The organism is Mesorhizobium sp. ISC11 (assembly GCF_037162595.1).
Lineage (GTDB): Bacteria > Pseudomonadota > Alphaproteobacteria > Rhizobiales > Rhizobiaceae > Mesorhizobium > Mesorhizobium ciceri.
This window is the reverse complement of record NZ_JAVSPW010000001.1, coordinates 703,386-715,224: the sequence shown is the minus strand read 5'-3', so window position 1 is coordinate 715,224 and position 11,839 is coordinate 703,386. Positions and strand designations below refer to the sequence as shown.

11 protein-coding genes are annotated in these 11,839 nt (G+C 63.3%); 3 read left to right on the top strand and 8 right to left on the bottom strand.

The annotated features are described in order from the left end of the window. Nucleotides 1-65 precede the first annotated feature (65 nt). A complete protein-coding gene (locus tag RPF88_RS03640; protein WP_013530907.1) occupies nt 66-1,394 on the bottom strand; it encodes an aspartate aminotransferase family protein in 1,329 nt (442 codons plus the stop codon). 226 nt (nt 1,395-1,620) lie between these two features. On the opposite strand from RPF88_RS03640, the gene RPF88_RS03635 reads away from it, so the two are divergent. Then, nucleotides 1,621-2,256, top strand: coding sequence for a TetR family transcriptional regulator C-terminal domain-containing protein (locus RPF88_RS03635; protein ID WP_013530906.1), 636 nt, complete (start codon nt 1,621-1,623; stop codon nt 2,254-2,256). Between the two features lie 199 nt (nt 2,257-2,455). On the opposite strand, the gene RPF88_RS03630 is transcribed toward RPF88_RS03635, so the two are convergent. Further along, nucleotides 2,456-3,343 (bottom strand): helix-turn-helix transcriptional regulator, encoded by an 888-nt coding sequence (locus RPF88_RS03630; RefSeq protein WP_337121712.1) that lies wholly within the window; start codon nt 3,341-3,343, stop codon nt 2,456-2,458. A gap of 103 nt (nt 3,344-3,446) precedes the next feature. On the opposite strand from RPF88_RS03630, the gene RPF88_RS03625 reads away from it, so the two are divergent. Together RPF88_RS03625 and RPF88_RS03620 are read left to right on the top strand one after the other, a co-directional pair. Next, nucleotides 3,447-4,289: an SDR family oxidoreductase gene (locus RPF88_RS03625; protein ID WP_337121711.1), complete on the top strand. Its 843-nt coding sequence runs from the start codon at nt 3,447-3,449 to the stop codon at nt 4,287-4,289. Further along, nucleotides 4,289-5,011 (top strand): SDR family oxidoreductase, encoded by a 723-nt coding sequence (locus RPF88_RS03620; protein WP_337121710.1) that lies wholly within the window; start codon nt 4,289-4,291, stop codon nt 5,009-5,011. The genes RPF88_RS03625 and RPF88_RS03620 overlap by 1 nt, the downstream gene beginning before the upstream one ends. A gap of 31 nt (nt 5,012-5,042) precedes the next feature. Here the strand turns inward: RPF88_RS03620 and RPF88_RS03615 are convergent, their stop codons facing one another. The 6 genes from RPF88_RS03615 to RPF88_RS03590 form a co-directional block, all read right to left on the bottom strand. Beyond that, complete coding sequence (locus tag RPF88_RS03615; RefSeq protein WP_024501507.1) at nt 5,043-5,300, bottom strand: hypothetical protein; 258 nt, start codon at nt 5,298-5,300, stop codon at nt 5,043-5,045. A gap of 60 nt (nt 5,301-5,360) precedes the next feature. Then, entirely contained in the window at nt 5,361-6,086 is a 726-nt protein-coding gene (otsB, locus tag RPF88_RS03610) for a trehalose-phosphatase (RefSeq protein WP_337123848.1), read from the bottom strand. Nucleotides 6,087-6,139: 53 nt separating this feature from the next. Further along, complete coding sequence (locus RPF88_RS03605) at nt 6,140-7,921, bottom strand: alpha,alpha-trehalose-phosphate synthase (UDP-forming) (protein ID WP_013530900.1); 1,782 nt, start codon at nt 7,919-7,921, stop codon at nt 6,140-6,142. 142 nt (nt 7,922-8,063) lie between these two features. After that, nucleotides 8,064-10,226, bottom strand: coding sequence for an amylo-alpha-1,6-glucosidase (locus RPF88_RS03600; RefSeq protein ID WP_024501509.1), 2,163 nt, complete (start codon nt 10,224-10,226; stop codon nt 8,064-8,066). A gap of 50 nt (nt 10,227-10,276) precedes the next feature. Next, nucleotides 10,277-11,338 carry a glycosyltransferase family 4 protein gene (locus RPF88_RS03595; protein WP_013530898.1) on the bottom strand — a complete coding sequence of 354 codons (1,062 nt, stop codon included), beginning with the start codon at nt 11,336-11,338 and terminating at the stop codon, nt 10,277-10,279. A gap of 114 nt (nt 11,339-11,452) precedes the next feature. Then, the gene (locus RPF88_RS03590) at nt 11,453-11,830 is read right to left on the bottom strand and encodes a DoxX family protein (protein ID WP_013530897.1); all 378 of its coding nucleotides are present in this window, start codon (nt 11,828-11,830) and stop codon (nt 11,453-11,455) included. Nucleotides 11,831-11,839: the final 9 nt, after the last annotated feature.

Below are 11,839 nucleotides of genomic sequence, written 5' to 3'. Positions count from 1 at the left end.
TCGTTGCAAGCAAAAGGTCAGGTCGGCGCGCTGCCGCGCCGACCTGAACCGACCGCGTCAGTCCGTCAATCGATTGACCTCAGCACATCGCGAACATGGTCGATCAATTCGTTGATCTGGCCCTTGGTGATGATCAGCGGCGGCGACAGCGCGATGATGTCGCCGGTGGTGCGGATCAGCGCGCCGCGCTCGAACGCCTTGACGAAGGCCGAGAAGGCCCGCTTGGTCGGCTGGCCGGCGATCGGCGCCAACTCGATCGCACCGATCAGGCCGATGTTCCTGATATCGATGACGTTCGGCTCGCCCTTCAGCGAATGCAGCGCGTCTTCCCAGTACGGCGCCAGCTCCTCGCCACGGGTCAGCAAGCCCTCTTCCTTGTAGGTGTCAAGCGTGCCGAGTGCGGCCGCGCAGGCGATCGGGTTGCCCGAATAGGTGTAGCCGTGGAAGAACTCGATCATGTGCTCGGGGCCGGTCATGAAGGCGTCGTGGATCTCCTTCTTCACAAACACCGCGCCCATCGGGATGACGCCGTTGGAGACGCCCTTGGCGGTGGTCATGATGTCGGGCGTGACACCGAAATAGTCGGCGGCGAACGGTGTGCCGAGACGGCCGAAACCGGTGATGACCTCATCGAAGATCAACAGGATGCCGTGCTTGGTGCAGATCTCGCGCAGCTTCTCCAGATAACCCTTCGGCGGCAGGATGACGCCGGTGGAGCCGGCGACCGGCTCGACGATGACGGCGGCGATGGTCGAAGCGTCGTGCAGGGCGACGATACGCTCCAGCTCGTTGGCGAGTTCCGCGCCATACTCCGGCACACCCTTGGTGAAGGCGTTCTTTTCCGGCAGATGCGTGTGCGGCATATGGTCGACGCCGCCGAGCAGCGTGCCGAACATCTTGCGGTTGGTGACGATGCCGCCGACCGAAATGCCGCCGAAATTGACGCCGTGATAGCCGCGCTCGCGGCCGATCAACCGGGTGCGCGAGCCCTCGCCCTTCACACGGTGATAGGCGATCGCCATTTTGAGCGCAGTCTCGACCGATTCCGAGCCGGAATTGGTGAAGAAGACATGGTCCATGCCCTTGGGCGCCAGGTCGACCAGGCGGTTGGCCAGTTCGAACACGATCGGATGGCCCATCTGGAAGGCTGGCGCATAATCGAGTTCGGCAGCCTGGTGCTGGATCGCCTCGGTGATCTTCGGACGGCAGTGGCCGGCATTGACGCACCACAGGCCGGCGGTGCCGTCGAGCACCTTGCGGCCGTCGCTGGTTGTGTAATGCATGTCCTTGGCCGACACCATCATGCGCGGCGCCTGCTTGAACTGCCGGTTTGCCGTGAACGGCATCCAGAATGCACTGAGATCGTTCGGCGTGACTTTCAGCCGGTTGGACATGACCAGGACTTCCCCTTGTAAACTGTTTCGCTGCGCCCAACGCTTGGTCTTTGCCGCGTTTTCATGCTACGCAAATTTTTGACCGATTGGACAAACGTTAGCACCGCCCTGTAGGCGGTCAAGGATTACTAGCGGAAATGCGGCACCTGAAGTGCGTTCCACAGGCTAGGGAAAAACTGGTCCAGAGAATTGGTCCAGATGAGCCTCAACACGAGGGCTTGCAACGGTGACCATCGGCACGGATGCCCCTCGCCGCACCCGCATCCAGCAGGAAAAGCGCGAACTCATCCTGGAGGCGGCGCTTGAGGTCTTCTCCACCAACGGCTTTCGCGGCTCGACCATCGACCAGATCGCCGAAGCTGCCGGCATGTCGAAGCCGAACCTGCTCTATTATTTCCGGCGCAAGGAAGACATCCACGAAACGCTGATGCAGCGCCTGCTCGACACCTGGCTGGCGCCACTGCGCGAACTCGACGACATTGGCGATCCCCTAACCGAACTGCGCAGCTACATCAGGCGCAAGCTGGAGATGGCGCGCGATTTTCCGCGCGAGAGCCGGCTGTTCGCCAACGAGATCCTGCAAGGCGCGCCACGCATCATGCCGCTGCTGGCGGGCGAACTGAAAACGCTGGTCGACGAGAAGGCCGCCGTCATCAAGGGCTGGATGCGCGCCGGCAAGATCGCCAAGACCGACCCGTGGCACCTGATCTTCTCGATCTGGGCGACGACGCAGCATTATGCCGATTTCGACGTCCAAGTCCGCGCCGTGCTCGGACCGAACCGCGGCGGCGACGGCCGCTTCGAGGATGCGGCAAGATTTCTCGAGCAGTTGTTCCTCGATGGGCTGAAGCCGAAGGGCTAAATGGTTTCGTCATTCTAGGGCGAAGCAAGGAGCGAAGCGACGCGGCGCAGACCCTACAATCCATGCCGCGACTTCAACGCGCCGCAAGGTCCAAATTCTGCTCCGTAGTACTCTTCGGCAAACGTCCCGGCATGGATCCTCGGGTCTCCGCGTCCGCTTCGCCCGTGGATGACGAAGCCGAGGGGGACGCCAGCCAACCTCAGGCGCTGCGCCGCTCGGCCGGCAGCGCGTCCAGCAATGCCTGCAGCTTGGCGATCGAATTCTGCTCGGCTAACGGCGTGTAGACGATCAGCTTCATGTCCGAGCCGTCGCCGATCGACAGGCTCATATGCTCGAAGGTCATGGCGCCCGCGCTCGGGTGCCGGACATGTTTCACCCCCGACAACCGATGCGCGACATCGCGCTGCGGCCACCAGGCACGAAATTCGGGGCTCGAACGGGTCATCAACTCGATCAGCCGCTCGAAATCCGGATCGCCGACATAGCGGGCGCTCGCGGCCCGGAACGAGGCCAGCACGGTGCGCGCCAGTTGCTCCCAGTCAACCAGCAGGTGCCGGTGATGCGGGCTCGTGAACACCATGTGGACGATGTTGCGGGCGTCACCCTCCAGCAGACCATAATCGCCGAACACCGCCACCGCCGCCGGGTTCCAGGCCAGCACGTCCCAGCGCCGCCCGACGACATAGGCCGGCTGCAGCACCAGGCTCTGCAGCATGTGCAGCAACGGGCCATCGACCTTTTCCGGCGCTACGGCACGGCGCTCCGGCTGCTGGCGGTCGGCGAGGATGAAAAGATGCTGTTTTTCGGCGGCGTCGAGGCACAGTGCTTCGGCAAGTGCCGTCAGCACCTCGACCGAGGGCCTGACCTCCCGCCCCTGCTCCAGCCATGTGTACCAGGTCGTGCCGACGCCGGCGATCATCGCCACCTCCTCGCGGCGCAAGCCCGGCGTACGTCGCCTGAGACCGATGGCGATGCCTGTGGCGGAGGGCGTCAGCCTTTCGCGGCGCGAGCGCAGGAAGGCGCCGAGTTCGCGCCGGCGGCTGTCTTCAGCCGAACGTGTGGGGGCCGCGTGAGGTTGGGACTCCATGCGCGTATTATAGCAGTATTGATACCAGGATAAAGTTTGAACTGTTTGGCCAGCGCCAACTGCCCCATCTTCCGTTCAGAGCAACAGAACGGAGGCTCTGAACATGGAACTCAAAGACAAGACGATCCTCATCACCGGCTCGACAGACGGCGTCGGCCGCGTTGTCGCGCAACGGCTCGGCGCCGCGGGCGCCCGTGTGCTGGTGCACGGCCGCGATGCAACGCGCGGCAAGGCTGTTGTCACCGAGATCGAAGCCGCCGGCGGCAAGGCCGAGCTTCTGGTCGCCGACCTCTCTTCGCTGGCCGAGGTGCGCCACCTCGCCCAGGCGGTGCGCGCCCGGACGAACCGGCTGGACATCCTCATCAACAATGCCGGCATCGGCACAGCGGGCCAAGGTGCCAAAAGGCAGGTGAGTGCCGACGGCTATGAACTGCGCTTCGCGGTCAACTATCTCGCCGGTTTCCTGCTGACATCGGAGCTCCTGCCATTGCTGAAGGCCAGTGCGCCGGCGCGCATCGTCAATGTCGCCTCTGCGGGGCAGCAGGCGATCGACTTCAGCGATGTCATGCTGACCCGCTCCTATGACGGGGTGCGCGCTTATTGCCAGAGCAAGCTGGCGCAGATCCTGTTCACCGTCGATTTGGCCGAACAGTTGAAAGGCACCGGCGTCACCGTCAACGCATTGCATCCGGCGAGCTACATGAACACAACCATGGTCCGGCAGGCCGGGGTGACGCCGTGGAGCTCGGTCGAGACCGGCGCCGATGCCATCCTCAATCTCGCCACCTCACCCACGCTCAACGGGAAAAGCGGCCTCTATTTCGACGGCCTGCGGGAATCCCGCGCCGATGCTCAGGCCTACGACGCCAAGGCAAGGCAACAGCTGAGAAGCTTGAGCCTCGACCTCATCGGCCCGGCCTCCCCCACATCGAAGGAACAGCTTTGATGACCAAGGCAATCCAACACACCGTCATCATCGGCGGCTCGTCCGGCATCGGGCTGGCGACGGCGCGCAAACTGTTTGGCCCGGACATGAAGGTGACCATCACCGGGCGCAACGAGGAGAAACTGAAGAGCGCTTGGAAGAGCCTTGGCGGCGCTGCCGGGAAGGCTGCATTCGACGCCTCGAAGCCGGATGAAGTCACCCGGTTCTTCGAGCGCCTTGGTCCATTCGACCATCTGGTGCTGGCGGCCAGCGGCGGCAAGGGCCTCGGCCCCTTCCCGACGCTTGACCTGAGTGACATCGGCAGTGGCGTGGAGGAAAAGGTCCGCCCGCAGCTGTCCTGCCTGCAGGCCGCCTTGCCGACACTCAACAAGGCCGGATCGGTCACCTTCATCTCGGCGGTGTCGGCGCAGCTCGCAGCGCCGGGCGTCGCCGGTATCGCCGCCATCAACGGCATGCTGTTGACCGTGGTGCCGATCCTGGCGATGGAGTTGAAACCGCTGCGCGTCAATGTCGTGGCGCCAGGCGTCATCGACACGCCCTGGTGGGACTTTCTGGCCGAGGAGCAGAGGCAGGCGCTGTTTGCCGACTATGCCGGCAGGACCCCGGTCGGCCGCATCGGTCGCGCCGAAGACGTTGCCGCGGCAATAGCTTTCCTCGTTTCCAACGGCTTCATGACCGGTCAGGTGCTGACCTGCGACGGCGGACTGCGATTTGCGGCGTAGCGTTCCTCGGGCGCCGACAGGCTTTTCACCCTCAATTGGCTCTTTTTGGACCGCCCCGCACGCTCTTTTCGCCGGGGCTGTCACCGCCCGGTCTCACCGCATCTGAAGCGGTCTTTTCCGGAACATAGGAATAATCAGGCGTATCAGCCCCATACATCTTGTTATCGATCGCCTCTTGCCAGCTGAAATCCGCGTCGGACGGTGAAACGTCGGCAATGTCATGGCGGGAGGAGCGAGAGTGCAGCCAGTTCGGGGTGATCTCTCGGACCAATTGTGCAAAGCGTCCCATCGAAACCGTTCCTTTCCTTGCCCTTTCCAGGAGGCGCGATCGCGATTGCGTCGGCTGGATCTAAAGTTGACCTCTCAGCCAGCCCAGCGTCTCTACAACGTCGGCAAGCCCGTACCGCGCTGCGGTGTGCGCTGGTGGTTTGACGCGGATCGATATGCCGCCGGCATCATTGACGGCCTCAAAACCGTTTTCATCCGACGTGTCGTCGCCCAGGAAGACCGGGCGACGGCCCGTGAATGGCGCAATTTCCATGAAACGCCGGATCGCGGCGCCCTTGGCGGCCTCGAGCGGCAGCAGTTCCACACCGGCATTGCCGGGAACCACCCGGTAGCCCTTTGGCAGCGTGGCCAGCGCCTGCTCGACAAGCTGCGTCGCGCGCGGAAGCAGATGCGGGGCGGCGCGCGTGTGGATGGCCAGCACCCGTCCTTTGCGCTCGATATAGGCGCCACGACCGAGCTCGGCCTCGATCTCGTCGGCAAGCGCAGAAATATCCGCCGGCTCATCCGCGACTTCGACGTCGACGTTCGGCAGGAGCCGATGTTCCAGGCCATAGAGCCCGGCGGCGCGCAGCTTCAAAGGCTGGAACAGATGATCGACAGCCGCGACGGAACGGCCTGTTACGAAGGCCAATGCCCCGTTCAGCTTGCGATCCAGGCCTTGCAGCAAGGAGCGGAGCTCGTCGCTGACCGAGACGGCGTCCGGGTGTTCGGCATGTTCCAGCAGGGTGCCGTCGATGTCGAGGAACAACGCCCATTCGCCGGTCAGCACAGTGTGCGGTTTCTCCATGACGGCCTGCGGCTTGTGCGGGGTCTCGCCAACAATATTTTGCAGCGCATCGCTCATGACATCGCCACCCGTCTGCGCTCAAAAATGGAGACGACATTGTCGACGCTGGGCGGCGGGTCGCTGACGGCACCGGTCACCCGATCGAGGTCCCCGCGCTTGCGCAAACGCGCCGCATCCAGAAGCATGCTGCCGGCCCAGCGATAGACATTGTTGTTGCGGATTGTCTCGCGCATGGGGCGCATGCGCTCGCGCTGTTCTTCGGGCGACATGGTCAGTGCCTGCAACAGCGCTCCGCTCATCATGGCGGCATCGTAAGGGTTGACGATCAGCGCCTCCAGCAATTCACGCGAGGCGCCGGCGAATGTGCTGAGCATCAAAACGCCCTGCTCGTCGTCGCGCGCGGCGACGAATTCCTTTGCGACGAGGTTCATGCCGTCATGCAGGCTGGTGACCATGCATATGTCGGCGGCCCGATAGATTTCGTAGACCTGTTCTTGCGAGTGATGTTCGGCCACCATGATCACCGGCCTGTAGCCCTCGCTGCCATAACGCCGGTTGAGCTCTTCGGCATAACGGTGGCACTCGTCATGGAGCAGCTTGTAGGCAGGCAGCGTGCCGCGGCTGGGTGCCGCGATCTGCAGGAAGACCAGTTTTCCGATCCACTCAGGCTGTCGCTTGAACAATTCGTTCAAAGCGTGAAACCGATCGAGAATGCCCTTGGTATAATCGAGGCGCTCGACCCCGACGGCCAGCTTCACATCCGCTTTAAGGCCGAACCTCTCGCGCATGCGAGCGCGGCAATCGTCGACAGCGGGAAGTTTCGCCAGCAGGTCCGCCGGCCATTCTATCGAGATGGGATAGGCGTGCACCAATGTGGTCCGTCCGCCGTAGGAGATGGCCGCATCGGCCCGCTCGATGCGGCTTTCTAGGAAGCGATCGACGCTTTCGGTGAAATTGTTGGCATGGAACTGGGTGTGGAAGCCGATGATCGAGCTGCCGAGCAGGCCTTCGAGGATGCGTTCACGCCATGGGCAGATGCTGTACACTTCCGAATTTGGCCACGGGATGTGCCAGAAAGTGATGACGATCGCCTCCGGCAGGCGCTCGCGGATCATGCGCGGCAGCAGCGCGAAATGGTAATCCTGAACCAGCACGATCGGCCGCTCGTTGCGCGCCTCGGCAACCACCGTATCGGCAAACTTCCGGTTGACGGCTTCATAGGCAGCCCAGTCGGAGGCGCGAAAAATCGGCCGGGTGAAGGCGATATGGCAAAGCGGCCAAAGGCCCTCATTGGCGAAACCGAGATAATAACCCTGATGCTCTTCCTCCGTCAGCCAGACCCGGCGCAACGTGTAGGACGGATTGCCAGGCGGCACCTGCACGCGATCGTGGTCGTCGACGGTGAGGCGGTCCGCCGTTCCGCCGCCATAGGCGATCCAGGTGCCCGCACAGGCGCGGGTAATGGGCTCGAGCGCCGACACCAGCCCGCTGGCCGGGACGAGCAACTCGACGCCGTCGTCCTTCACATTGTGGATGTACGGCTCGCGATTGGACACCACGATAACCTGCGCATCGGGCAGATCGTCGGCCAGGATCTTGCGCAATGTTTCGGGCGACCAGGTCACCAGCGCGGCATCGGCCGATTGGCCGTTCTTTTCGAACTCCCGTATCACCTTGCGCGCGGCCTCCGCCGCCACATCTTCGCCTGCCGTATGTGGGACGGCAGGAGGATGACGGCGACGGTGCCGCGATATGGAGAGGAATACGGCAAGAGCGGAAAAACCGAGGCTCGCGAAAATCAGAACCCAGAGCAGGTCCGCACCGTAGTTTGTCATTGAACGTCAACTCACCCCGGCCGTCGGCGACCGTTTGTTCGTGTTTCCCGTTTGAAACGGTCCGCCGGCCACGTGGTCGGCGTTCGGACCAGTGTTTTTGCAACGCACAAGGCCTGGATCGGTTCCGCCAATTTTGTTCGGATCATGTTCTTACTATGAGCGGCACCAGCCCTTCATGGCGGTCGGCCAGGAAAGCGACGACCCGGTCGCCGACGCGCTGGAAGGTGAGATCGACGACCCGGTCGCCGACGCCCAGGTGCCGCAGTGTCAGCGTGTCGATGCCGATCGGCAGCCTGGGGCGGCCAACGCGAATCTCACCCTCCCAGCCGTCGATCTCCAGGCCAAGACAGGCCTGCATCAACATGAAAGCGGAGCCCGCCGACCACGCTTGCGGCAGGCAGGCGACGGGATAGGCGATGGGTGCTTCGCCCGGCGCACGTGTAAAACCGCAGAACAGTTCGGGCAGCCGCATGTTGAAATGGACCGCGGATTCGAACGTGCCGCTCATCAGGCGAACCACGCTTTCGCGCTCGCCATAGCGCGCCAGCCCGGCACCGCAAAGGGCGGTATCGTGCGGCCAGATCGAGCCATTGTGGTACGACATCGGATTGAAGAACACGGCATCGTCGGCGAGCGTCCGCAGTCCCCAGCCCGAATGGAAGGAGGCGGAAAGCAGCTGGTCAGCCACCATCTGGGCCCGCGCAGGCTCAGGCAATCCGACAAAGAGCAGATGCCCCGCATTCGAGGTCCGCACCTTGCAGGGCTCGCCGGCACCGTCGATTGCCAGCGCATAGAAGCCGAGATCGTCAAGCCAGAAATCCCGTTCCACGGCAACCCGCATCGCTTCGGCGCGATCATCCCAGTGGTCGGCCCTGTCGTTCTCGCCCCGGCGACGGGCAAGTGCCGCCAGCCCCCGGAAGGCGGCAAAGACGTAGCCCTGCACTTCGACAAGGGCGATCGGGCCCTTGGGAATGCGGCCATCGGCATGGAAGACCGAATCGAAACTGTCCTTCCATCCCTGGTTGGCGAGGCCGGACTCCGCCGCTCGCTGGTAAGTCACGAATCCGGTCTCCCGGCCCGCCTCCTCCGTCCATTCGGCCGCGGCGCACAGCGACGGCCACAGGCCGTCGATGAACGCCATGTCACCGGTACGATCGGCGTAGGCACAGGCAAGATAGATGTAGAGCGGTGTCGTATCGACGCCACCGTAGTAGCGGCCAAAGGGAAGCTCCCGCAGCGCCACCATTTCGCCCTTGCGGGTCTCGTGCATGATCTTGCCCGGCTGCGAATCGCTGAACGGCGATGTCTCGGTCGCCTGATGCTGGGCCAGAAAGGCCAACACGCCCCGCGCCAATCCCGGATTGAGCCACAGCATCTGCAGTGCCGAGATGACACCGTCGCGGCCGAACGCCGTCGAGAACCAGGGGATGCCGGCATAGGGATAGGGGCCGGTCGCCAGCTCGGTGGTCAGCAGCGCGACATCGGCGCGGGCGCGCTCGACCCAGTCGTTGAAGACACGGCCCGAGCTGCGCACCGTCGCGCCATGGCGACGTTTGGCCCGCATGCCAAAGCGGGCGCGGGCGGCAGCGGCGCGGAACCGGTCGCGGTCGGGCTTGTCGGCTACCTCGGGACCGACCTCGACATAAAGCACCTTCCTGCTACGCTTGGTCACGGCGATCAGGAAATCGGCACGGTTGGCACTCAGTTGGTCCGGCGCCTGCGAGAACGATATCGCCGAGAGGCGGGCCAGGCCATCGAGCCCATCATAGCGCAGCAGGACCGACGTCGCGTTTGTTTCGGCGGCATGGGCCAGCCCGCGCTTCAGCCGTGTCGAGCCACGCACTTCAAACATGTCGCGGAAATCGGCGGAGTAGTGCAGGGAAACGCTGATCGTCGAGTGTTCCCGGCTGTAATTGGAAAGGGTGATGCGTTCAAACAGCCTGTCCTGCCAAAGCAGTCTGACGCGTTCGATGTGAATGGCTCCCTGCGGGATGTCGCGTCCACCGGCGCTCTGTATCGGCAGATTGGTCAAATTGGTGGTGAACAGCACATTGTCCTGGCTGAGCGAGGCGCCGAGCAGAGATGTCTGCCTGCCGCCGACGGTCAGCCGGAACTCGGAAAGGACCCGCGTGTCGTCGCGAAAGAAACCGTCGCCGGCGCCACGTATGTCGCCATAGGCGTCGGCAACGGCGAAGCAATCGCCCTGCTTGAGCGCAAACAACCGATGCGGCTCGCGAGGGGCGGTGGCGTCGAGCGATGCAAGCGCAACCGCAGGATCGAGCTGGCGCTCATCGAGTTGGGCCATTCGTCACAGATCCCTGTTGTTTCGTTGCCGTGGCTCGAGCACGTCGCCGCTCAAGACGCCTTCGCCGTGCTCGGGACGCCGATCAGGCCCGCATAGGCGGCCAGATAGTCGCCGGCCATTCTCCTGGCGGAGAACCGCTTTTCGAAAACGGCCCTCACCTTTCGCCTGTCGAGTTGCAGCAAGTCCGGCACCGCAGCGACCGCGCTATCCATTGTGTCAGCGATAAAACCGGTGACGCCTTGATCGATGATCTCCGGCAGCGCACCGCAACTCCAGCCGATGACCGGTGTGCCGCAGGCCATTGCCTCGATGGCGGCAAGGCCGAACGGCTCCGGCCAGTCGATCGGGAACAGCAGGCCGGCCGCCTTGCCGAGAAATTCCGCCTTCTGGTTTTCCTCGATCTCACCGACATAGACAACGCGATCGCCATCGATCAAAGGCTCGACCACCTCACGGAAATAGGCGCGATCGTCGTCGCCGATCTTTGCCGCGAGCTTGAGCTTGAGCCCCGAACGCAAGGCGATCTCGATGGCGCGATCCGGGCGCTTGTCGCGTGAGAACCGGCCGAGGAAGGCAAGGTAGGGTTCTTCGGCGGCCGTCTCGAACGTCGGCTCGTAGAGAGCAGTCGGCAATCCGTGATGGATCGTCGCCAACCAGTTGGCGTTGGCAAGGCCCGCCTTCTGGCTGTGCGAAATGGAAATCAGGGGAAAGCGCGGGAACCTTTCATAGGCCGGCGCCAGGTCGACATAATCCAGCCTGCCATGCGGCGTCGTCACCGTCCGCTCCGCAATATCCTCAAAGAAGGAAAAGTGCAGGAAGTGGCTGAGGTGGAAGTGGATGACGTCGAACTCCGACGCCCGTTCCCTCACCTGCGCAAGCATCGAAAGATGCGCCGCGATCTCGGATTTGAGCGGACGCGGATCGAGGCGCAACGCGCGTTCCCGGCTGGGTACCAGCTTCGCGGAGGTCTGGCTGTCGCCACTGGCAAACAGCGTCACCTCATGACCCAGATCGACCAGCGCTTCGGTCAGATACGAGACGATGCGCTCGGTGCCGCCATAGAGCCTTGGCGGCACCGATTCATAAAGCGGCGCGACATGGGCGATTTTCATATTTCATCCTGGATGCTGGGCATGCAGGTGTGAAATGCGTCAACGGCTCGATTGGTTCCGATTTTATGGTTGAGCCGTCGGCACCAGAGGCCGCAGCCGGCATGGAACTGTGCGTCAAACGGATTGCGCGATCAGGGTCAGAAAGCCACCGCTCAGGGCAACATTCCCGACGAAGCCATTGATGCGGGACGCACGGTCCGGACCCTGATGGTCCCAGAAATTGTGGAACATCGGCGTGGCGACGATGAGGAACAGCAGCAGCACCGTGGCCGCGAGTGCCGTCCACAATCCTGCGATGACCAGCACACCGGCGGCGACCTGAAGCACGATACCAGTCCACAGTGCCAACCGCGCCTGCGGCACACCGCGCGCGGCCATCAGCTGGGTCAGGAAGGCCGCGTTCTGGATGTTGCGCAGGCCGGCGAAAACGAAGGCGCCGCCGAGCAGCAGGCGAGCGAGAAACAACAAGGTCGAAGGCAAATCCGCAGGCATCAAACTCTC

Excerpts from the sequence above, each read along its gene's own strand:
- RPF88_RS03630 (WP_337121712.1), bottom strand. The coding sequence starts at position 3,343 with ATGGAGTCCCAACCTCACGCGGCCCCCACACGTTCGGCTGAAGACAGC.
- RPF88_RS03620 (WP_337121710.1), top strand. The coding sequence starts at position 4,289 with ATGACCAAGGCAATCCAACACACCGTCATCATCGGCGGCTCGTCCGGC.
- RPF88_RS03590 (WP_013530897.1), bottom strand. The coding sequence starts at position 11,830 with ATGCCTGCGGATTTGCCTTCGACCTTGTTGTTTCTCGCTCGCCTGCTG.
- RPF88_RS03615 (WP_024501507.1), bottom strand. The coding sequence starts at position 5,300 with ATGGGACGCTTTGCACAATTGGTCCGAGAGATCACCCCGAACTGGCTG.
- RPF88_RS03605 (WP_013530900.1), bottom strand. The coding sequence starts at position 7,921 with ATGACAAACTACGGTGCGGACCTGCTCTGGGTTCTGATTTTCGCGAGC.
- RPF88_RS03640 (WP_013530907.1), bottom strand. The coding sequence starts at position 1,394 with ATGTCCAACCGGCTGAAAGTCACGCCGAACGATCTCAGTGCATTCTGG.
- otsB (WP_337123848.1), bottom strand. The coding sequence starts at position 6,086 with ATGGAGAAACCGCACACTGTGCTGACCGGCGAATGGGCGTTGTTCCTC.
- RPF88_RS03625 (WP_337121711.1), top strand. The coding sequence starts at position 3,447 with ATGGAACTCAAAGACAAGACGATCCTCATCACCGGCTCGACAGACGGC.
- RPF88_RS03600 (WP_024501509.1), bottom strand. The coding sequence starts at position 10,226 with ATGGCCCAACTCGATGAGCGCCAGCTCGATCCTGCGGTTGCGCTTGCA.
- RPF88_RS03595 (WP_013530898.1), bottom strand. The coding sequence starts at position 11,338 with ATGAAAATCGCCCATGTCGCGCCGCTTTATGAATCGGTGCCGCCAAGG.